Origin of the sequence: Pseudoclavibacter sp. 8L (genome assembly GCF_902506465.1) — a bacterium.
GTDB lineage: Bacteria > Actinomycetota > Actinomycetes > Actinomycetales > Microbacteriaceae > Pseudoclavibacter.
This window is the reverse complement of record NZ_LR733186.1, coordinates 1,491,622-1,512,611: the sequence shown is the minus strand read 5'-3', so window position 1 is coordinate 1,512,611 and position 20,990 is coordinate 1,491,622. Positions and strand designations below refer to the sequence as shown.

Genomic DNA, 20,990 nt, shown 5'->3' with positions numbered 1-20,990 from the left:
CCGGCAAGGGTGCGCCCACAAACAATGAGACGGAGCCGATACCCGACCTCAGTCCAGTGCGCGAACGCCTCGAACGTGAGCGTGAGGCGCGCGACAGCGAGTCCCGCGAGGCGGACGACGACCTCGATCTCGGACGCGATCACGAGGACGGCGTCAGGGCACGCGGCGGCGACGGCCCGAGCCTCACGCGAGGCCGTTCCTGGGTCGCGGATGCGGTTGCGCACGAGCGCAAGACCCATCCGGTTCCCTCCGCTGACGAGGAAGCACTCACGGCGCTCGATCTCGAGCGCGCCGAACAGGCGAGGGCGCTCGAGGCCGCAGTCGACGCGGCGCAGGACTCATGGTTGCACGAGCTCGCGCAGCTCGGCGGACCATCCCCTCTTCTCGACTTCGCCGACGAACCTGGCACGTACGTCGAGCTGACCAGCGCGCACCCGGGCGGCATCGCCCCCTTCGCGGCGGGTAAGACCGTGCTGCTGTCTGCCCTCGTCCGCGAGCACTCCTCGTTCCGCGGGGCGCGCGACGCGGCCGACCTCATCGCGCAGAAGGGCACCGAGCTGCTCGCTGGCCGTGGCATGAGCACGATCCAGCTGGCCACGGGATTCGCCGAGTGGACGCAGGACGGCACGCACTTCCGCGCCCCCATCCTGACCCGAACGGTCGACCTGCGCCGCGCGGGCCGCGACTACGAGTTCACCCTCAAGGGCCCGAGCCGGGTGAACGCCTCCCTTGCGAGGCACCTCGCGCAGCACTTCGGAGTGCGCCTCCCGGTTGCCGAGCTGCTCGAGCTGGCGAAGTCGAACGACGCCTTCCTCCCGCAGCACGTCTTCGACCGCACTCGAGCGCTCGGCGCATCCATCCCGCAGTTCACGGTCTCGGCGCGCGCCGTCATCTCGAGCTTCGGGGAGGTCGCGAGCGCCATGCTCCGCGACACGAACGAGCTCACGCACCCCGTCCTGCGGGCACTCGCCGGAGACGAGGAGGCGCGCCAGAAGGTGGCCGCCGTGCAGCCTGCTGAGCAGCGGCCGAGCCCTGACCGCCGCGACCCCGTGGGGGACCGGTTCCTGCTCGACGCGGACACCGAGCAGGAGCGCGTCGTCGACGCCATCGCTGCCGGCAACTCGGCCGTCATCAACACCATGCCAGGGACAGGCCTCACGCAGACCGTCATCAATGCGCTCGGCCTGCTCGTCGCCGACGGCAAGCGCGTGCTCGTCGTCACGCCCCGTTCCGCGAGCATTCGCGCCATCCGGGCGCGCCTCAAGAGCGTCGGCCTCGAGGGGCTCGCCGTCACGCCGCGCACCCTGCGCCGCGACGCGATCGCCTCGATCTCCCGCAACGAGAAGGCCCGCAAGCCCGCGATGCACGAGCTCGACGACGCCCTCGTCCGCCTCCGCCACGTGCTCGCCGACTACCGCGACGCGCTCGTGCATCCCGACCCCGCCCTCGGTGTCTCGGCCCTCGACGCGCTCGAGGAGCTCTCCCGCCTCGAGCTGCGCGAGCAGCCCCCGACGACGACCGCTCGACTCGACCGCGACGCCATCGAGGCGATCGCGACGGGCCGCGACGCCATCGCCCGCCAGCTGCGCGCCGCTGGCGAGCTCGGCCAGTTCAAGTACGGCCCGGACGACTCACCCTGGTACGGCGTCTCCTTCGAGTCGACCGACGAGGCGAACCGGGCGCAGGAAGCCGCCATCGAGCTCGACGCCGGCACCCTCGTCGAGGTCATCGACCGGGCCCAGGAACTCGTCGGACGCACCAGGATGCGCCCGGCCGAGACCTACGGCGAGCTCGGCATCTACCTGCGCCTCCTGCTCGACCTGCGCGAAACCCTCGACCGCTTCCGCCCCGCGGTCTTCGACCACTCGCTGACGGACGTCATCCACGCCACGAACCCGAAGCGCGACGGCGGCGACCTGACATCGGCCCGCCGCCGCCAGCTGCGCCAGCTCGCGAAGGACTACGTGCGGCCCGGCGTCGTCGTCGACGACCTCCACGAGTCGCTCAAGCTCGCCCAGCGCCAGCGCATCCTCTGGCACCGCTACGTCACGGACGGCTCCACGCCGACCGTCCCGACGGGCATCTCCGACGTGCGCAAGTTCCACCGCGAGGTCGCGGAAAAGCTGCGCCTCCTCGACGAGCCGCTCGTCGACGCCGGAGCCGTCTCGCTCAGCGAGCTGCCCCTGGCCGAGCTCCCCGCGCGCATCACGGAGCTCGCGGCCGACAGCGAGGTGCTGCACAACCTCGTCGAGCGCCTCACCATCATCGAGCGCCTCGAGAACCTCGGCCTCACGCCGCTGCTCGAGGACCTCTCCGAACGCCACGTCGAGGCCGAGGCGCTCGGCGACGAGCTCGAGCTCGCCTGGTGGCAGTCGGTGCTCGAAGATCTCCTCGACCGCGACAAGGCGCTCCTGAACGCCAACACGCGAGTCGTGACTCGCCTCGAGAGCGACTTCCGGGTCGTCGACCAGGCCCACACCGACCACTCGGCCGCCCAGCTCGCCTGGCAGCTCGCCGAAGCATGGAAGGTCGCCATCGTCGACTACAGCGAGCAGGCGGATGCGCTCCGCCAGCTCCTGCGCCGTCCCGGCGTTCCCTCCACGAAGCTGGCCGTCGAGGCCGGCGACGTCTCCAAGAGCATCGCGCAGCTGTGGCTGACCACCCCGTACGACGTGCCGCTCGTGAGCGAACGCATCCACTTCGACACGGTTGTGCTCGTGGATGCAGGAACCATGTCGATCGCCGAGAGCATCGGCGCGATCCGCAGAGGCGACCAGGTCGTCGCATTCGGAGACCCCGTCACCCAGTACCCGACGCCGTTCACGGTCGCCGTGACCCGCCCGGCGGCGGACAGCACCGACGCGTGGGGGCTGCGTCACGAGGACGCCGTCGGCGAGTCGGTGTACTCGCGGCTCGCGGAGTTCCTGCCGGAGCACGCGCTCACGCGCAGCTACCGGGCCGGCGGCGAGGACCTCGCGGAGCTCATCAACAGGCGCTTCTACAAGGGACGCATCCGCTCCATGCCGTGGGCGGGAACCCTCCTCGGGCACTCGAGCCTCAGCTTCTCGTTCGTCGAGAACGGGACGGGCCTGCCCGACCCGATCACGGGAGGGGTGGAATCCACCGACGGCGAGGTCAGCCGTGTCGTGGAGCTCGTCGTCGACCACGCCGTGCACCGGCCTCGCGAGTCGCTCATGGTCGTCACGGCTTCCGCGCTGCACGCCCGCCGAGTCGAGCAGGCCGTGTACTCGGCCGCCTCGCGCCGGAGCGACATCGCCGACTTCTTCACCGCAGCACGTGGCGAACCGTTCACCGTCACCACGATCGAGCTGGCCACAGCGCAGTCGCGCGACCGTGTGATCTTCTCCATCGGCTTCGGCCGGACACCCCACGGGCGCGTCCTCGCGAACTTCGGAGTGCTCGGCACCGAGCTCGGCGAGCGCGCGCTCGCTGTCGCGATGACGCGGGCGCGTCGCTCGCTCGTCATCGTGTCGTGCATCCGCCCCGGCGAGCTCGACCCTTCGCGCATGTCCCGCGGAGTGCTCGGACTCGCGCAGATCCTGGGCGAGGCAGAGACCAAGGGCGATGCATCGGGCACGGGCACGGACCCAGGTGCCGAACAGGGTGCAGCCGAGCAGACTTCCACGTCCGGCGATGACGGCACCGAGGGCGACGACCGCGAGGTCGAGGCGCCGCCCATGCTGCTCGATCTCGCGAACCGTCTCGAGTCGTTCGGCATGACGGTCGAGCTGTTCCACCGTGGCCGCGTCCCCCTCGCCGCGGCGTACAAGGGCCGCGCCATAGCGATCGACACCGACGGCCTCGACCTGAGAATCGCGGGCTCTGCCGATGCGACGCTGCGGGAGACGCTGCGCCTCCGCCCGGAGCTCCTCAAACGCCTCGGCTGGTACTACCTTCGAGTGCACTCCTTCGAGCTCTTCGCGCACCCGGAAGCAGTGGCGCGACGCATCGCGAAGGCCCTCAAGGTGCCGCTGCCGGCAGAGACCTCGGTCGTCACGGCCGGTTCCCTGCAGGGCGAGCTCGGCCAGCTCACCTCCGGTTCCGCAGCGTCGAGTGGCGCGGCATCCAGCGCGAACCTCGAATCGGTCACCCTGCCGGATGGGAACCAGCAGATCGCGATCGGCCGCCCTGGCGAGCCAGGCGGTGCGAGCTGAGCGTGAACCCCGGCACGCCCGCACCACGGAAACCGCGACGTCGAGTCACCACGGAACCACCTCCCGGCAGCGACCCGACCCCCCAATCGCCCGACGGCTCGAGCGGGCCAGCCGTGCTCGCTGGCGAGGACTCGCCCGCAGCCTGGGGCGACGCGCCCGTCCGCTACGCCGACGAGCGGGTGGAGAGCCCCCGCGGGCCCAACGACGACCGGCTGCGCGCCGACAAGCCACCGCACTATGGCTGAGCGGGCGATAGAGCCGAACGACCCGACGGTCCCCGGCTCCGATCCCGAGCATCCGACGACCGGCCAGGTCCCCATCGTCTCGAGCGCCGACGACCCGCGACCGCCCATCCCCGCCGAGATCTGGGTCCTGCTCGTCGCGACCTTCTTCATCGCGATCGGCTTCGCGCTCATCGTGCCCGTCCTCCCGCAGTACGCGTTGAGCTTCGGTGTCGGCGCGACGCTCGTGTCCGTCGTCGTGAGTGCGTTCGCGTTCATGCGACTCGTCTTCGCGCCCGGAGCGGGAGCCCTCATCAACCGACTGGGGGAGCGGCGCATCTACGTCGCCGGACTCCTGATCGTCGCCGCCTCGACCGCTGCCGTCGCGTTCGCGCAGGACTACTGGCAGCTGCTCGTGTTCCGTGGACTCGGCGGCGTCGGATCGGTCATGTTCACGATCTCGGCGGCCGGCATGATCGCCCGCTACTCGCCGCCGCAGATCCGTGGCCGCATCTCCGCCCTCTGGGGCGGCATATTCCTCATCGGGAACATCGCGGGCCCGGCGGTCGGCGGGGCGCTTGCGCAGTTCGGCATCGGGGTGCCGTTCCTCGTCTACTCGGGAACGCTCGTGATCGCGGCGGCCATCGTCGGCATCATGATGGGCCGCGCTCACCGCATCACGGCGAAGAAGACCGCCGAGGAGGCCGGCCTGCACGACGCTGGCGACGATCGCGCGCCCGCGGCCAAGAAGCTCGAGCCGAAGTCGCTCCGCGAGGCGCTCCAGGACTCCGCGTATCGCGCGTCCCTCGTGTTCGGCTTCGCCAACGGATGGGCGAACTTCGGGGTCCGCACGGCGATCCTCCCGCTGTTCGTCGCGACGAGCATCAGCCAGGAGCCCTGGGTCATCGGTGTCGTCATCGCGGTCGGCGCCGTCGGGAACGTCATCTCGCTCCAGTACGCCGGCCGGAAGACCGACCGCATCGGGCGACGGCCCTTCATCCTCGTCGGACTCGGCGTCTCCGCGGTCGCGATGTTCGCGACCGCGTTCGCCGGCGACATCGTCACGATGCTCGCCCTCAGCTTCGTACTCGGGCTCGGCTCCGGATTGGCCGCGCCCGCCGAGCAGGCGGTCATCTCGGACATCATCGGCTACGGCCGCAGCGGCGGCCAGGTGCTCTCCACCTACCAGATGACGCAGGACGCCGGCAGCATCCTCGGCCCCATCGTCGCCGGCGTCATCGCCGACCTGTTCGGCTTCACCTGGGCGATCATCATCTCCTCGATGATGCTCGCCATCGCCTGCCTCTCCTGGGTGTGGGGGCGCGAGACGTTCCGCTCGTCCTGAGCGGACCCGACCCACAGCGTGGAGGTGCACGAGGGCACGGCGTCAGCGACGGCCCGCGCCCCTTGGTGGATGCGGCCAGGAGCGTGTGCGCGCAGAGACAGGAACGCCGCCGGGGTGACCGGCGGCGTTCCTGTCTCTGCGTAGTGGTCCGAGCCGGCAGCGCTGCTACGCCGGCCTCGGGGCCCTAGGAGCGGGTCTCGGGGCCTTCACCCTGGAGCTTCGCAGGTGCCTCCTGCTGTGCCTTGAGAAGGTCGCGGATCTCCTCGAGCACGTCCTTCTCGGTGACAGCGGCCTCGACGGCGGGCTTCGGCTTGCCGTGGATGAGGCGGTAGCTCATGTCGTTGAGCTTGTTGATCGGCAGGATGATCGCGAAGTACACGACCGCTGCGATCAGGACGAACTGGATGATCGCGGCGATGACCGCGCCGAAGCCGATGGGCACCGTGCCGATCGTGACCGTGGCGGCCGCGATGTCGTCAGCCGCGAACAGCTTGGCGATGATCGGGTTGAAGATGCCGTCGACGATGGCGTTGACGATGCTCGTGAACGCTGCACCGATGATGACGGCGACGGCAAGCTCGATGACATTGCCACGCATGATGAATTCGCGGAATCCCTTCACGGGGTCCCCCTTTCGTTCTGTGCTGGAGTGCTGAGTCGTGTCAGTTCAGGACGCGGCGGGGGAGCTGCTGCCGCTCGAGGCGGCGGCGGGTGCCGGTTCCTTCTTGGCCGCGGCGGGCTTCGCCTCCGCGGAAGTCGAGGCGGAGGAAGAGCTCGAGCTCTTCTTCGCGCTGGCTGCGGAATCGGTCCGGTAGAAGCCGGATCCCTTGAAGGAGACGCCGACGGCACCGAAGACCTTGCGCAGCTTGCCTCCGCACTTGTCGCAGACGGTGAGGCTCGCGTCAGCGAACCCCTGCTGGATATCGAAGGCGTTGTCACATTCGGTGCAACGGTATGAGTAGGTAGGCATAATCTCGCTTTCGGGACCAGAACAGCATAATCGCGCGAGAGAGCCGGCGGGGGAATGCTTCAGAAACGTTGGATTCCCGATGGGGTGACGACCCCATCCACGCGCTCGTCGTGCACTTCGCGGGGGACCGCCTCGAGGACCTCGTCGTCGTAGACGACCGCGTAGACGGGCGGTCGCCCGGCCATGGAGCCGAGCGTGCGGTCGAAGTAGCCGCGACCCCAGCCCATCCGGTAGCCGTCCCGGTCGACGGACGCGGCGGGGATGATGAGCAGGTCGGCGTCGCCCAGGGCGATCGGGCCGAGGAGGTCGCCCGTTGCCTCGGGGAACCCGAGCTCGTGCGGGCGCTCAGACTGCCCGTCGGAGACGACCCAGTCGAGGAGTCCGTCCTCCCGCGTGACGGGGAGCAGCACGGTGATGTCAGCTGTACCGGCCCAGGCGAGGAAAGGCCGTGTGCTCGGTTCGAATTCGCCCGACAGGTAGCAGGAGATGCGTTTCGCGCCGTGCTCGGCGACCAGCTGCTGCAGGTGGAGGGAGATCTGTTCCCCGTGCTCCGCCAGGAGCAGCTCCCCGTGATTGCGGCGGCGCTGTCTGGTGTCGGCGCGGAGGGCTCGCTTCTCGGTCTTCGCATCGGTCGACATGGGAACGAGCCTAGCGAAGCGCCCCGTCGCGGGTTGGGGAGAGCTTGGGCGAGAACCCGCAGCCCGTGCCGCAGTGACGCGCCACGTACAGCTGCGTTTCGCGATGGCATTCGGTGGCCATACGATACGGCCTATGTCCTCGCGCATCACTAAGGCCGTTATTCCAGCTGCGGGCCTCGGGACGAGGTTCCTTCCCGCGACGAAAGCCATTCCGAAGGAGATGCTCCCGGTCGTCGACCGCCCTGCCATTCAGTACGTGGTCGAGGAAGCCGTCGAGGCGGGCCTCTCGGACGTGCTCATGATCACCGGGCGCAACAAGACGACGCTCGAGAACCACTTCGATCGCGTCGCCGAGATCGAAGCGCTGCTCGAGGCCCGTGGAGAGACCGAGAAGCTCGATCGCGTCCGCGCGGCGACGAACCTCGCCGATGTCCACTATCTGCGCCAGGGCGATCCGCTCGGTCTGGGGCACGCGGTCCTGCGGGCCCACCAGCACGTCGGCGACGAGGCCTTCGCCGTGCTCCTCGGCGACGACATCATGGCGGGTGGTGGCTCGCTGCTCTCGCGCATGATCGAGGTGCACGAGGCGACGGGCGCAAGCGTCGTCGCGCTCCAGGAAGTCGACCCGGCCATGATCTCCTCGTACGGTGTCGCCGCCTACGATGCGTCGTCGAGTGTCGAAGACGGCGTTCCCGGGGCGGGGCCGGACACGATCCAGATCACCGGGCTCGTCGAGAAGCCCGCGCTCGAGGATGCTCCGTCGAACTACGCGGTCATCGGCCGCTACCTGCTGCGGCCCGAGGTCTTCGGGGTGCTCGAGCAGACCAAGCCGGGTGCCGGGGGAGAGATCCAGCTCACCGACGCGCTGCAGGTGCTCGCCGCGAACCGCGAGGAGCTGGGAGGGGTCGTCGGCGTGGTCTACCGTGAACGCCGCTTCGACACCGGCAACAAGCTCGACTACATCAAGGCGATCGTCGAGCTCGCTGTCGACGACCCGAAGCTCGGACCCGCGCTCGGCCCGTGGCTGAAGCAGTTCGCCGCCTCGATCGCCGAGTAGACTCCGCTTTCTATGAGCGCATCCGTCCCCACGCTGACGCACGGCCCGGTGTCGCTGCGTCCCATCAGGGTCCGGGATGCGCGTGAGCTGGAATCCGTGCTCCTCGCGAACCGCGAGTGGCTGCAGCCGTGGGAGGCGACGAGCCCCGGCGGTGGTGGCCGCTGGGATGTTCGGGGTGGCATCCGCTCGCTCCTGTCCCAGGCGTCGGCGCACACTGCGCTGCCGTTCGTGATCACCTACGAGGGCAGATTCGCCGGACAGCTCACCGTTTCCGGTATCAGCTACGGCGCACTCTCGTCCGCGACGCTCGGCTACTGGGTTGCACGTGAGTTCGCCGGCAAGGGGCTCGCGACGATCGCCACGGCGATGGCCACCGATCACTGCCTGCAGGGCCTCGGCCTGCATCGCATGGAGGTGTGCATCCGACCGGAGAACGCCAAGTCCCTGCGGGTCGTCGAGAAGCTCGGCTTCAGGTACGAGGGCCTGCGTCGTCGTTACATTCATATCGATGGCGACTGGCGCGACCATTTCTGCTTCGGCGTCGTCCGCGAGGAAGTCCCGCACGGCGTGCTGCGGCGCTGGCGGGAGGGCCTCGCTGATGAGCGCGAGGCGCAGGTGCCCCAGGCCGACTGGGCGCGGACCGCGCAGCCCCTCGTCTGAGTCGTCACCCCGCTTCGAGCGTCGATATTCACCCGCTTCGCCGGTTGTCGCAAGAAGTTCGGCAATCCCGAATCAGACACTCCGCACCAATCGGGGTTGGCGGCTCGGTCCGCGCTTAATGTTGACGCCATGCAGTTCGGCAGCAGTCTCGTCCTCGCCCTGGCGGTGACGCTCTGGCTTGCCTATTTCGTGCCGACGTGGGTGCGCCGTCGCAACTACCTCGCAACCGAGGAGAACGCGATCCGGATGCAGCAGGCGCTCCACTCGCTCGCGAACACGAGCGAGCTCGGTCAGGCGCGTGTGCGTGCCGACGGTCGCAGCGTGGTCGAGCAGGAGCGACGCATCAAGCGCGCGAAGGCTGAGGCGGAGCGCGCCGAACGCGAGCGGGACGAAGCCGCGCGGCGTGCTCTTCCGACGGTCGCCGTCCCACGCTCCGTCGAGGACCGTCAGCGGGCCGCCCGCGCGACTCGACGCGGCCGCCTCGTCACTTCCCTGCTCACGCTCGCCGGCCTCATCGCGGTCGGCGTCGGGATCGCACTGGGCTCGAGCATCGGCGTCTGGTGGGTGCTCGTCGCCGGAGTCGTGACCGTGCTCGCCGGGGTCGCCGGTCTCCAGCGCCTTGCACGCATCGCGAACGCGCAGCGCCTCGCGGTGCGCGCGGCGGGCGGCAGTCAGCGGGCGCCGCGCGCCGAGCGTCGCCCCGACTCGACGATCGACTTCTCCGTGAGCGACGCCCCCACCGTCGAGATCCAGCCGATTGCGGTTGCTGACGCCGCGGAGCCACTCGCGAGCTGGGTTCCGGTTCCCGTGCCGAAGCCGCTCTACCTCGAGCGCCAGCCGGTCGAGGAGCTGACTGCCGTCGAGAATTCGGCGGATGCTTCCGGCCGTCCCGGCCCGGATGGTCCCGGCGGCGGTGTCGAGGTCGAGAAGATCAACCACCTCGAGCTGCTTCGCGAGGCGGCTCGTCGCTCCGAGCAGAAGATCAGGGATGCACACGCGCAGCCGGGCATCGCGACGTTCTCGACGCGCGCATCTGCTGCGACGCAGGGCATGCCGCTTGCGCAGACCGCTGCAACCCGGGCGGGCCTCGCGCAGTCGTCGCCCGCGCTGAGCGAGGTCGTCCTGAACCCGATCGTCGTCGCCCCCGTCGAGAAGCGGCCGAGCCGCTGGGCGAGCATGGGGGTCATCGAGGAGATCGAGCCCGGGATGGGCGACCTCGATGCAGCACTGCGCCGTCGCCGTGTCGGCTAGTTGCCGCCGGGCCTCGCGCGCCATCCACTAGTGTGGTCGGATCATGGCTTCACCAGTAGACGGCGACCCCTTCGCGCTGACCGACAACGCATCGATCGATGTGCCGAACGGTACCTTCGCGGCGGGTGACGAGATGCTTGACCGCACTGGCGCGACGAATGCGCGCCTGGTGCTCGGCGGTCCCTTCGCGCGGTTCCGTGCGGCGCCTTCCGCTGCTCGCGTGAGCTGGTTCGTCGCTGCGGTCGCGCTTCTCGTCGTGGTCGTCGTCATTCCCGTCGCGATCGGCTCGTTCGCCGCTGTCCGCAAGGAGTCGCTCGCCGCCTCCACCGATGCGCCCGCCCAGCCTGCCGTTGTCGTGCTGAGCGCCGAGACGCTCGCGGTCAGCGCGCAGGTCGACGCCATCGAGCCCGCCTATGTCATGTCGAACGGCCTCGTCACGGACGAGTCGAAGACGACGATGGGTGACATGCTGGCGACAGCTCGTGACCAGATCAACGTGAACGATGCCGCGGGTGCTGCCTCGACGATGGAGTCGGCCGTGCCGTACTTCGTGTCGGAGTACTCGCAGCGCGTAGCGACGGCTGCCGAGACGGAGGTCGAAGAGTACGTCCAGTCCGAGTACGAGACCGACGAGCGCCTGGCCGAGCTGATCGCGATCGTGCGGGCGAATGCGCAAGGGCAGGACCTCACCGCTCTTGTGTCTGCCGTCATCGAGATCCCGCAGGTTGTCGGTGACGCGCGAGCCGAGCATTTCGGGAACCGCAGGACGTACGTTCCACCGGCCCCCACGACCGCGGCCCCCGCCCCGACGAGCTCCGCGGCGACGCAGCCGCCCGCAACGGAAGCGCCTCAGCTGACTCAGGCACCAGCGCCGTCGCAGACGTCCGCTCCTGAGCCGTCCAAGGATCCGAAGCCTGAGCCGGAGCCAACAGGTGGGCCCAACTTCACGTCGGCTCCGAACGGCGACTAGCTGAGGCGACCTGGTCTCGCTTCCCGGAGCAGCTCAGACGGTGAGCGCTCGTGCGCGGTAGTGACCGGGCGTGACGTCGAGGACGCGCCGGAAGGCGTCGATGAAGGTGCTGGTCTGCGCGTAGCCGAGCGAGCGCGCCACGAGGGCGACGCTCGATCCGTTCGAGAGCTGCTCGAGCGCTGACTGCACGCGGACCATCTGGCGCCAGCTGTGGAAGGAGACGCCCGTCTCGTTCTGGAAGATGCGCGCCAGGGTCTTGCTGCTGACATCGAGGGAGGAAGCCCACTCCTCGAGTGACGTGCGGTTGCCGGGCTCTGCCCTGAGCGCATCCGCGATCGGGCTGATGCGGTGGTCGCGGGGCATGCGGACCCGCAGGTCGTGGCTGGCCGGGTCCAGGTTGTCGAACAGGACTCGTTCGATGTTGCGACGCTGCATCTGCGAGATGCCCTCGGCCGCGAGCCGCTCGAGGAGCTCGTGGAGCAGGGGTGTGACGGTGACTCCGTACGCTTCGCGGGGTCGGAGGAACGATTCGCGCTCTGAGAAGAATGTTGCCTGGAATTCACAGCGTGCCGTTGCCCGGCTCGTGTGCACTGTGCCCGCTGGGACCCAAACGGCGAAATGCGGAGGCACCACCCACGCGCTTCGTTCGACGACGACCTTCAGGACTCCGCGTTGCACAGAGAGCAGCTGACTGACGGGGTGGGAGTGGGGCTCCCACTCGAGTGGCCTCCCGCCTTTCTGCACTGGCGAGCTCCTGGCTGCGGGGAGCAGTGAAGGGGGAGGTGAGATATCTGGTTTGAGCACAAGGGTGCGAGAGTCAGGTTGCCATGTGGGCAGCGGTCCGGCGGTGCGCATATTTCGACATGCTACACAAGCTCGGACCGTTCCAACAAGCTTCCATGCGTCGTCAAGAAGCTCACGAGCATTCTGCAACCTTCAGAATCCTGGTTAGCCGCGGTGAGGGGTAGCGACTGATCGGGGTGGTGTGAGTGGTCGCCCGTGTGGCGCCTGCGAGATTGGCGGTGTCGGGCCCCTGGTGGTAGTGTTTCCGTTCGTCAGGGCCTATGGCGCAGTTGGTAGCGCGCCTCGTTCGCATCGAGGAGGTCAGGAGTTCGAATCTCCTTAGGTCCACCCAGACACAAGAAGCCCGCCGGTCTCCGGCGGGCTTCTTTGTTTGCCCGCACGGTACCTGCGGGTTGTGGGCGGGGCCCGACCTCGCTCCCTCGCGGGGCGCCGGTGACCGCCGGCCGGATGGGCTCAGGCGGTCTCGCGATACCGCTTGGCGGCCGAGACCAGGTCCCGAAGCTCCGCCTCGGACGCCTTCGCTCCGTAGCCGGGGGTGTCGCGCTGGATGCGCCAGCCCTCCGCGAGCGGGGTGAGCGCGACGGTGTCGAATCCGAACTGGTCGTAGAGACCGCGCGCGAACTCCAGCGCCTCGTCACTGTCGCTCGCCGCGACGAGCGCGCGACGCGAGTCGGAACCCGCTGGGCGAGCGTCGGCGGTGATGTCGGCCGCGGCGATGTGGTTGAAGGCCTTGACGACGCGAGACCCAGGCAGGTGCGCCTGGAGGAGCTCGGCAGTTGTGGTCGACTCATCGTCGAGCTCGGCGATGCTGCCGTCGCGCTGCGGGTAGTAGTTGTTGGTGTCGAGCACGATCTTGCCGGCAAGGGCGTCGACGGGGATGCTCTGGTACGCATGCAGCGGCACGGTCACGACCGCGACGTCGGCGGCCTCCGCGACGTCGAGCGCCGTCGCCGCACGGGCATTCGGTCCCAGCTCCGCGACGAGGCCGGCGAGCGTCTCCGGTCCGCGCGAGTTGCCGATGACCACGTCGTAGCCCGCCTCGATCGCCTTGCGTGCGACCTGGCTGCCGATGTTCCCTGCTCCGATGATTCCAAGAGTCGTCATGCTCGAGACAACTCGCGGACGAAGGCGGCTCTTCCGAGATGACACCGGGTGACGGCATGTGACGCCGGTAGAATCTCGACGACACGGAGGAGCTGACATGGCCGGGCATCGCATCTACGGAACCGCGTTCGCGGACGTCTACCCCCACTACGTGGCGAAGGCGGAGCGCAAAGGACGCACGAAGGCCGAGGTCGACGAGATCATCCGCTGGCTCACCGGCTACAGCGAAGAGCAGCTCGGCGGCACCATCGAGACGCGCGTAGACTTCGAGACCTTCTTCCGCGATGCGCCGCTCATGCAGCCGAAGCGCTCGCTCATCACCGGGGTCGTCTGCGGCATCCGTGTCGAGGAGATCGAGGAGCCCCTCATGCAGGAGATCCGCTACCTCGACAAGCTCGTCGACGAGCTGGCCAAGGGCAAGGCGATGGAGAAGATCCTCCGCGCCTGAGGCCCAGCCTGTCGGCGGAGTGCGGCGCGGGGCTCTCTGCCGGTAGCGTGAGGGTGTGAGCGCCCCGAACCCCGCAGGCAACCCGGCCACTTCCTCTCTCGGTCGCCGGCGGATCGGGGGCGGCGCGGGCTCTCGGCGCGGCGGACGCATCTCCGGGCTGGACCTTGCGAGGTTCCTCGCGCTCATCGGCATGATGGCGACGCACGTCTGGGTCACGAACGCCGACGGCTCGACGCCAGCGCTCGCCGCGTTCCTCGGCGGGAAGGCCGCAGCCCTGTTCGCCGTCCTCGCCGGCATCGGGGTCGTGCTGACGACGCAGCGGCAGCGCGAGCGCCGAGCATTCGGCGCCGCGGCCCTCAACGTCTTCGGGCGCGGCCTCGCCCTCATGCTGATCGGCATGACGCTCGGTCTCGTCCCCACACCGATCGCCGTGATCCTCGTCTACTACGGGCTCGTCTTCTGGCTCCTCGTCCCACTGCTGCGGCTCTCGAACCTCTCCCTGCTCATGGTCGCGACCGCCTGGGCCGGCCTCTGGCCCTTCCTCTCCATGCTGCTGCGGGCCCCGCTCAACGTGGGCTCTGAGCTCGGAACGCCGAACTGGTTCGACCTGGCGCATCCGCTCGAGCTGCTCCGGGGACTCTTCGTGACGGGCACCTATCCCGTGCTCACCTGGGTGGTCTACGCGATCGTGGGCATGGTGGTCGGGCGGATGCTGCTGGCGGCCCGAGAACGCGGCACGATCCTGCAGCTGAGCCTCGGACTCACGGCAGTCGGCGCTCTCCTCGCACTGGTCGGAGTCGGCATCAGCATGCTGCTGGCGGGCCCCTTCGGCGGCCTCAACTCGATCGGCGCCTCGACTGGCACGGGGGCGCAGGCCTCCGAGCTCTTCTACTCAGCGGCGTTCGGCACCACGCCGACGGAGAGCAGCTGGTTCCTCGCCTCACCCGCACCGCACTCGGGAACGACGTTCGATCTCGCCATCACAGCCGGCACCTCGCTCATCGCGATCGGCCTGTGCCTGGCCGTCTGCCTCCGACTCGGCGACACGGCCATCCGTGCGATCGGACCCGCGCTGGGTGCAGGTGCGACGCCGCTCACCATCTACTCGCTGCATGTGATCGTCGCGGGTGTGACCTACACGACCCTCGTCAGCGGAGGGTGGCTCGCGGAGGCCCCCGAGCTGTTCTGGCTCGTCTCGAGCGCCCCGATCTGGCTGATCCACGTGGCTGGGGCCCTGGCTGTCGGTGCGGTCTTCTTCTGGTGGCAGCGGCGCGGCCCGCTGGAGGCGGCCGTGACCTGGACTGGCCAGCGGTTCGCGGCCCTCGCGGCGCCCCGCGCCTCGCAGACGGTGGAATGATCCAGCGCCGCCGGGCCCGCCAGCCTTGTCTGCGCTGCCTCGCCTTCCCGCTCGTGCAGCAGTGACTGCGGCGAGCCGGGTGCTCGCGCTGTGCTTGGATTGCAGCATGCTCAGCAAGAACCATGACATCGCGGTCGGGGAGTGACCTCCCGGGTCGACCGGCGCGCGCGCATCGCTGTCGCGGCCATGTTCCTCACCAACGGGGCGCTCTTCGCGAATCTGCTGCCACGCTATCCGGGGCTGAAGGCCGAGCTCGCGCTGAGCAACGTCGAGTTCGGGCTCGTCGTCGCCGCCTACCCGAGCGGGGCCCTTCTCGCGGGGCTGGCGGCCGCGGCGCTCATCCGCCGCTTCTGGTCGTCGCGTCTCGCCGTGGCCGGGACGGCCATCACGAGCCTCGCGCTGTTCGCCGCGAGCTTCGCCCCCAACGGGCTGCTGCTGGCGGCCGCCTTCGCGTTCGGTGGGGCAGCGGATGCGCTCACTGACGTGGCGCAGAACTCGCACGGGCTGCGGGTGCAGCGTCGCTTCGGGCGCTCCATCATCAACGGCTTCCACGCGATCTGGTCGATCGGGGCCGTACTCGGCGGCCTCATGGGGGCTGCCGCGGTGGCACTCCAGGTGCCGCTCCCGCTGCACCTCGGCCTCAGCGGCGCCGTGTTCACGCTCGTCGCGATCCTTGCGTACCGGTGGATGATCCCCGGCCCGGAGCACGACGACGTCGAGGTCACGACGGCGGGGATCAGGGTCGTCAAGGCCGGGACTTCCGCTCGCGGAGGGTCGGCGAAGTACCTGGTGCTGCTCGCGCTCGTGCTGCTCACCGTGGCCGGGTCGGTCGTCGAGGACTCGGGCAGCACCTGGGCGGCGCTGTACCTGTCCGGTTCGCTCGAGGCCCCTCAAGCGCTCGCCGCCTTCGGCTTCATCGCGCTCGTCGGCGCGCAGTTCGTGGGGCGGATGCTCGGGGATCGGCTCGTCGATCGTTTCGGGGAGCGTCGGGTCGCGCAGGCGGGTGGCCTCGTGACAGCGCTCGGCATGGGCGTCGCGCTGCTCTTCCCGAGCGTCGGGGGGACGATCGCGGGCTTCGCCGCCGCTGGTCTCGGAATCGCCACGCTGGTGCCCGCGGCCCTGCACGCGGCAGATGAGCTGCCCGGATTCAAGCCGGGCACGGCCATCACCCTGGTCTCGTGGCTCATGCGCCTCGGCTTCCTCGCCGCACCGCCCCTCGTCGGGCTGCTTGCCGACGCGACGTCGCTCCGCGTCGGGCTTATCGTGGTTCCGATCGCCGGAATCGTGGCGTTCCTGTGCGCAGGCGTCCTCGCCGGGCGCACCCGCCGATCAGACTCGACCTCCTAGGGGCAGGTATGCAGCAATCCATGGACCAGGTGTTCGAGATCGTCGCGGTCGTCGTCGAGGTACTCGGCGCGTCGGCCATCGTCATCGGGATCGTCATCGCGGTGGTGCTCGCCGTCTTGGCGCTCGTGCGCGGGAGGGGCGGCAAGGTCGCCCTCGCGACGCTCCGCACCTCGCTCGGAGCTGGCATCCTGCTCGGGCTGGAGGTGCTCGTGGCCGCCGACCTCGTCCGCACGATCACGTCGAAGCCCTCGCTTGAGGATGCCCTCATCCTGGGACTCATCGTCGTGATCCGAACGGTGCTGAGCATGTCCATCCAGATCGAGATCGAGGGTGTGCTGCCGTGGCGTCGTGCCCTCACCACCAGCGGCGCGCAGCTGCTCGCCGACCAGGTCAGAGCGGCAGGCCGTCCCGAGTCTGCAGGTGCGACCGGGGCCGCCGAGGAACGCACCGTCGTGTGACGTGCCCGGGTCGAGAGACGAGTGTGGCCCGCACCCTGAACGGGGCGGGCCACGGCTCGTCGTGTGCTCGAACGTCAGACGTCGAGGACCGCACGCAGCATGTGGGCGACGCGCGTTCGGTTGCTCGGCGTGTCCTGCCAGGCGAGCACTCGCCCGAGAGAGTCCACGACGTGGAAACCGGCGTGCGCGACGCAGCGCGCCTCTGAGGCGGAGAACTGCGGCTTCACGGCACGCAGGAGTCCTGCCCATTCTTCGACGTGGTCGCGCTGGAGAGCGATGAGGCGCTCCCGCTCATCGTCGCCGAGATTCGTCGACTCGGCGATGTAGACCTGCAGCAGCCGGTGGTGGGCGAGCTGGGCTTCCACGTAGGCGTCGATCAGGCCATCGAGCGCGTCTTCGTGGCTGTCGACGGCGGCGAAGACCTCGCGGGTCACCTGGCCGAGGTACTCGGCCGCACGGGAGCAGGCAGCGGCGAGGATTCCGCTCTTGCTCTCGAAGTGCCGATACACGCCGGATGCGGTGATGCCGACGGCGCCGCCGATCTCCTCGATGCTCACGAGGTTGTATCCGCGGGCGAAGAAGAGCTCGATGGACCGGGCGACGATCTGCTCACGCTTCGCCGTGGAGGGGATTCCGGTGGCTGCGGGAGCGACGTACGACTCGACTTCGGGCAGCTCCGCGTCGAAGGCACGCTGGGCGGCCGCCCGGAGGTAGTCGGCTGCGGCAGACGAGATGCTCGTGCGGTGCATCGAGACGCTCGCGAGCACGGCGAAGGCGGCGCGGCTCTGCAAGGCGGCGTCTTCGCTGCGCAGGTTCGGGCGCAGCTCCTTGAGCACCGTCGAGAAGCGGCCGTAGACCTTGGCGAGGCGCTGGTCGACGGACGCGCGGTCGGCGGGCTCGAGGTAGCGGGACTCCCAGCGGATGATCTCTCCGGTGCCTCGGCACTTGATGAGACTCTCGAGCGTTGCGCCGATGAGCGCCGCTGACTGCTCGGCCGGGGGAGCGCTGGTGACCGCTGCGCTCTCGGCGGCATCGTCAGTAGCCGTCTCGACCGCGTCGACGATGCCGAATGCCGTGTGCTTGAAGAGGTCGTACTTGTTCGCGAAGTGACGGTAGAGGGCTGGGGCCGAGATGCCGACCGACGCTGCCACGTCGCTCATGCTCACCTGGTGGTAGCCGCGCAGGGCGAATGCCTGGGTGGCGGCGGACTCGATGCGCTGCTTGCGGTCCTTGGGGCGGACGACTGGGGTATGAGGCCACGTGGGGGGAGTGGTCATGGAGGGAGTGTTGCTCCGTTCGAGGTCTGGTGCTGGTAGTGAACGAGGTATTCGCGGCCGGGGGTCCGCGCCTCGCCCCAGAAGGATACCTTCCTCCCTGCCGGTTGAGCCTGGAACACACCTGATCTTCGGCTCGCAGGGCAGGACTCCCCGTGAACGACGAATGCTGCCCCAAGGCGGCTCGTGACGGGACTCGGTCGCGCAGTCGCGAGCGCCGCGAACCGCAAGCGCAGACGGATGGGACTGACCATTCCGCGTCGGCGAGGCGAATGCTCTGCTCTCTCGCCTCGTCAAGCGGGCACCACGCGTTCGCCGCGATCGTCGTCGTTGACAGATCGGAGGCTGCGGGTGAGGTGAAGTCGGCTTCTGCTCTGCGAGCCGCAGGGTCATTCGTGGCGAATGGTCACCGGGATGCACCCGTCAGGACAGACAAAACGAGTGCGACCCGAAGGTCGCACTCGTTGTGCGTGGTCATCCCGTCAGAGGACGGGGACCGCTGAGAGCCTGTATTTAGAGCGGGCGGATGCTCTCGGCCTGGAGACCCTTGGGTCCCTGGGTCACATCGAACTCCACGCGCTGGTTCTCTTCAAGCGTGCGGAAACCCTGGACGTCGATTGCGGAGTGGTGCGCGAAGACGTCGGGCGTTCCGTCGTCCGGAGCGATGAAGCCGTAGCCCTTGTCTGCGTTGAACCACTTCACGATGCCAGTTGCCATGTTTTTCTTCCTTCATTGTTATGCAGCCCGTACTTCGGGCGGGTGATCCGCGAACGGATCTGTGCTTATTAGGCACGGTTTATTTCGCGCAGGAATGCGCTGCCGAATCTTGGACGATTCGGGCTGCTCTTCCACGGCGCCGTAGAAAAGCAAAGATAAGGGGTGGATAAGTTCTTGGGCTCGGTGCTGTCTGGGGGCAGTTCCGATTCGGATGGGGCGCGCGCTCGACCCGTGTTAACTGCGGTGCTACTGGACGGCTTCCCGACGCTCAGCGCGTGAAACCAACGCTATCACGCTCCGAGCTCGCAATCGAAGGTGATTTCTCGTGGGAAAGTCACGCGGGGTCACGCATCCCATTCCCGCCGTTCGGTCAGCCCTGTGGGGCTTCGCTGCGCCCGAGTTTCCAGTATCCGCAGAAGGTCACCTGGGTCTTGGGTACGGCGAGGTCCCTGACCAGGTGTCGCCGGACGCCCGTCGCGAGCTGCGACTCGCCGACGGCGAAGGCGTATGGCGTCGAGCCCTCGAGCCGGGTCTCTCGGGCCGCCTGCAGCGCCATCTCGCCCGGACGCGCCCCGTTCGGGCGTGTCACCCAGTCGATCGTGAACCCCGAGGGGAGCTCCACGGGCTGCGCATCCCCTTGGGATGGGATCTCCACGATCGCGTGCCCGAGGGCTGCCCTCGGCAGGTCGCGGAGGATGCCGACGATCGCGGGCATCCCCGTCTCGTCGGCGACCAGCAGCTGCCAGTCGGTGGATGCGGGTGGCGCGAATCCGCAGCCCTGGTCGATGAACGCGACGGGTGCGCCGATCTGCGCGTCGCGAGCCCACGGGCCGGCGATGCCGGCGTCGCCGTGCACGATGACGTCGATGTCGAGCTGCCGGTCGGCTTGGCGGAACTCGCGCACGGTGTAGTTGCGCATGGCGGGGCGCTTCGACTGCGAGATGAGCAGGTACCTGAGGTAGCCCTTGAAGTCGATGCGGTCGGGCACGCGATCGAAGACGGTCTCGTCCTGTTGTGGGAGCAGCAGGCGGAACCACTGGTCGAAGCCGAGGCCTTGGAAACGAGCGAGGTCATCGCCCTCCAGCGTCACGCGGACGACGTGCTCGCTCACTCGCTCTCTGGCCGCGAGGCGCGATCTGACGAGACCGCTCGCGGCGTGCGTGGTGGCGATGTTCGACATGGGCGCTCCTTCTCGGGTTAGGTTTACCTTAGTCGCGAGGGTGCGGCTGGGCCAGTGGGCGCATCCGAGAGGTGCGCTGTCTGCGGTGCACACGGTGCCGCGTCTACGCTGGAGCAAGGGTGCGTAGCATTGAGAGCCAGCGAAGGAGTGGATCGCATGACGGGTGACGAGGCAGACGCCCCCGTTCGCGCGCTGCGACCACTCGGCTCCGCCAAGCCGGAACCTCACTCGGTCGGGCCAAGAGGACTCAGCGTCGACCTCGCCGGCGGCAGCGTCGGGGTGCTGGTTCGCGTCTCCAGAGAGGGACGCAAGCACGACAATCTCCTGCTGCTCGGGGAGGCACATAGCGCGAGGGCCGAGACGCTCGCCGGGTTGCTCCCGGACGCGCACGTCCTGGCACCGTCGATCGACGACCTGGGCTGGCCGCAGCGCTCGAGGGTGGCGAGGGAAACGACCGCGCACGCGGTCGTGGAGCTGATGGACCACTTCTCCGTCGAGCGAGCGGTGCTCGTCGGCACGGAGGCGGGTGCAGACCTCGCCGTCGCCGTCGCCGCGGCTCACCCAGATCGTGTCGGAGCCCTCGTCCTCGTCAACGGCGGCCTCGGTGACACCCTGCCCGCCGACGACCACGGCTCCTCGTCACGCGACGCCCTCGCAGGTCTCCGAGTTCCCGTCGCGTTCCTGTTCGGCGGGTCGGTGGCGGAGACGAACGGCTACACACCCTCGTCGGTGAGCGCCACGACGTCGTGGCTGCGCCACGTCGACGCGCAGGAAGTCGCCGCGGGGGAACACGACCGCTTCGATGAGCAGTCGATCGCCGTCGTCGCCGACGTCGTCGAGAGCCAGTTCGCTTCCGTGCGGGCCAGGGCCGCGCATCCGGCGACCGGTTCGCACCGCATCATCGCGCCTGACGACGACGACAACTGACTCCTGAGCGGCACCGCGCCGCCGCGCGTGTGACTCCATCGTCGTATGCTGGACAGTTGCACATGCGGGCGCGGCTTGCCCGGAGAA

20 protein-coding genes and 1 tRNA gene are annotated in these 20,990 nt (G+C 68.9%); 13 read left to right on the top strand and 8 right to left on the bottom strand.

Annotation, left to right across the window (positions count from 1 at the left end; translation table 11 throughout):
• Positions 1 to 56 precede the first annotated feature (56 nt).
• The 3 genes from GV007_RS13700 (at position 57) to GV007_RS13695 (ending at position 5,741) form a co-directional block, all read left to right on the top strand.
• Complete coding sequence (locus GV007_RS13700) at positions 57 to 4,175, top strand: AAA family ATPase (RefSeq protein WP_160073381.1); 4,119 nt, start codon at positions 57 to 59, stop codon at positions 4,173 to 4,175.
• A 113-nt stretch (positions 4,176 to 4,288) separates the two neighbouring features.
• On the top strand, positions 4,289 to 4,420 hold the full coding sequence (locus GV007_RS19365) for a hypothetical protein (RefSeq protein ID WP_268893492.1): 132 nt from the start codon (positions 4,289 to 4,291) through the stop codon (positions 4,418 to 4,420).
• Positions 4,413 to 5,741 carry an MFS transporter gene (locus GV007_RS13695; protein WP_160073379.1) on the top strand — a complete coding sequence of 443 codons (1,329 nt, stop codon included), beginning with the start codon at positions 4,413 to 4,415 and terminating at the stop codon, positions 5,739 to 5,741. The genes GV007_RS19365 and GV007_RS13695 overlap by 8 nt, the downstream gene beginning before the upstream one ends.
• A gap of 184 nt (positions 5,742 to 5,925) precedes the next feature.
• Here the strand turns inward: GV007_RS13695 and mscL are convergent, their stop codons facing one another.
• The 3 genes from mscL to GV007_RS13680 are packed head-to-tail and all read right to left on the bottom strand — an operon-like array spanning position 5,926 to position 7,349.
• The gene (gene mscL, locus GV007_RS13690) at positions 5,926 to 6,363 is read right to left on the bottom strand and encodes a large conductance mechanosensitive channel protein MscL (RefSeq protein ID WP_160073377.1); all 438 of its coding nucleotides are present in this window, start codon (positions 6,361 to 6,363) and stop codon (positions 5,926 to 5,928) included.
• A gap of 45 nt (positions 6,364 to 6,408) precedes the next feature.
• Positions 6,409 to 6,711 carry an FmdB family zinc ribbon protein gene (locus GV007_RS13685; protein WP_160073375.1) on the bottom strand — a complete coding sequence of 101 codons (303 nt, stop codon included), beginning with the start codon at positions 6,709 to 6,711 and terminating at the stop codon, positions 6,409 to 6,411.
• A 59-nt stretch (positions 6,712 to 6,770) separates the two neighbouring features.
• Entirely contained in the window at positions 6,771 to 7,349 is a 579-nt protein-coding gene (locus tag GV007_RS13680; RefSeq protein WP_160073373.1) for a 5-formyltetrahydrofolate cyclo-ligase, read from the bottom strand.
• Between the two features lie 133 nt (positions 7,350 to 7,482).
• Between GV007_RS13680 and GV007_RS13675 the strand changes: the two genes are divergently transcribed.
• From GV007_RS13675 to GV007_RS13660, 4 genes are all read left to right on the top strand, one after another.
• Complete coding sequence (locus tag GV007_RS13675) at positions 7,483 to 8,406, top strand: UTP--glucose-1-phosphate uridylyltransferase (protein WP_160073371.1); 924 nt, start codon at positions 7,483 to 7,485, stop codon at positions 8,404 to 8,406.
• A gap of 12 nt (positions 8,407 to 8,418) precedes the next feature.
• A complete protein-coding gene (locus GV007_RS13670) occupies positions 8,419 to 9,066 on the top strand; it encodes a GNAT family N-acetyltransferase (RefSeq protein ID WP_160073369.1) in 648 nt (215 codons plus the stop codon).
• Positions 9,067 to 9,195: 129 nt separating this feature from the next.
• The gene (locus GV007_RS13665; protein ID WP_160073367.1) at positions 9,196 to 10,317 is read left to right on the top strand and encodes a hypothetical protein; all 1,122 of its coding nucleotides are present in this window, start codon (positions 9,196 to 9,198) and stop codon (positions 10,315 to 10,317) included.
• A gap of 43 nt (positions 10,318 to 10,360) precedes the next feature.
• Positions 10,361 to 11,287, top strand: a complete 927-nt coding sequence (locus GV007_RS13660; RefSeq protein ID WP_160073365.1) for a hypothetical protein — start codon at positions 10,361 to 10,363, stop codon at positions 11,285 to 11,287.
• A 33-nt stretch (positions 11,288 to 11,320) separates the two neighbouring features.
• On the opposite strand, the gene GV007_RS13655 is transcribed toward GV007_RS13660, so the two are convergent.
• On the bottom strand, positions 11,321 to 11,878 hold the full coding sequence (locus tag GV007_RS13655) for an AraC family transcriptional regulator (protein WP_160073363.1): 558 nt from the start codon (positions 11,876 to 11,878) through the stop codon (positions 11,321 to 11,323).
• Positions 11,879 to 12,345: 467 nt separating this feature from the next.
• On the opposite strand from GV007_RS13655, the gene GV007_RS13650 reads away from it, so the two are divergent.
• Positions 12,346 to 12,418: transfer RNA gene (locus tag GV007_RS13650), tRNA-Ala, on the top strand.
• Positions 12,419 to 12,544: 126 nt separating this feature from the next.
• On the opposite strand, the gene GV007_RS13645 is transcribed toward GV007_RS13650, so the two are convergent.
• On the bottom strand, positions 12,545 to 13,195 hold the full coding sequence (locus GV007_RS13645) for an NADPH-dependent F420 reductase (RefSeq protein WP_160073361.1): 651 nt from the start codon (positions 13,193 to 13,195) through the stop codon (positions 12,545 to 12,547).
• A gap of 97 nt (positions 13,196 to 13,292) precedes the next feature.
• Between GV007_RS13645 and GV007_RS13640 the strand changes: the two genes are divergently transcribed.
• The 4 genes from GV007_RS13640 (at position 13,293) to GV007_RS13625 (ending at position 16,805) form a co-directional block, all read left to right on the top strand.
• On the top strand, positions 13,293 to 13,643 hold the full coding sequence (locus GV007_RS13640; RefSeq protein WP_160073359.1) for a DUF2200 domain-containing protein: 351 nt from the start codon (positions 13,293 to 13,295) through the stop codon (positions 13,641 to 13,643).
• Between the two features lie 55 nt (positions 13,644 to 13,698).
• Positions 13,699 to 15,000, top strand: coding sequence for a heparan-alpha-glucosaminide N-acetyltransferase domain-containing protein (locus GV007_RS13635; RefSeq protein WP_160073357.1), 1,302 nt, complete (start codon positions 13,699 to 13,701; stop codon positions 14,998 to 15,000).
• A gap of 141 nt (positions 15,001 to 15,141) precedes the next feature.
• Positions 15,142 to 16,347, top strand: coding sequence for an MFS transporter (locus GV007_RS13630; protein ID WP_323741468.1), 1,206 nt, complete (start codon positions 15,142 to 15,144; stop codon positions 16,345 to 16,347).
• Positions 16,348 to 16,355: 8 nt separating this feature from the next.
• The gene (locus GV007_RS13625) at positions 16,356 to 16,805 is read left to right on the top strand and encodes a DUF1622 domain-containing protein (RefSeq protein ID WP_160073355.1); all 450 of its coding nucleotides are present in this window, start codon (positions 16,356 to 16,358) and stop codon (positions 16,803 to 16,805) included.
• Positions 16,806 to 16,879: 74 nt separating this feature from the next.
• Here GV007_RS13625 and GV007_RS13620 read toward each other — a convergent pair whose 3' ends face one another.
• The 3 genes from GV007_RS13620 to GV007_RS13610 form a co-directional block, all read right to left on the bottom strand.
• A complete protein-coding gene (locus tag GV007_RS13620) occupies positions 16,880 to 18,082 on the bottom strand; it encodes a TetR/AcrR family transcriptional regulator (protein ID WP_160073353.1) in 1,203 nt (400 codons plus the stop codon).
• Positions 18,083 to 18,592: 510 nt separating this feature from the next.
• Positions 18,593 to 18,796: a cold-shock protein gene (locus GV007_RS13615; protein WP_068478769.1), complete on the bottom strand. Its 204-nt coding sequence runs from the start codon at positions 18,794 to 18,796 to the stop codon at positions 18,593 to 18,595.
• Positions 18,797 to 19,166: 370 nt separating this feature from the next.
• Entirely contained in the window at positions 19,167 to 19,976 is an 810-nt protein-coding gene (locus tag GV007_RS13610) for a siderophore-interacting protein (RefSeq protein WP_160073351.1), read from the bottom strand.
• Between the two features lie 156 nt (positions 19,977 to 20,132).
• On the opposite strand from GV007_RS13610, the gene GV007_RS13605 reads away from it, so the two are divergent.
• Entirely contained in the window at positions 20,133 to 20,903 is a 771-nt protein-coding gene (locus tag GV007_RS13605; RefSeq protein ID WP_160073349.1) for a hypothetical protein, read from the top strand.
• The last annotated feature ends 87 nt before the right edge of the window (positions 20,904 to 20,990 follow it).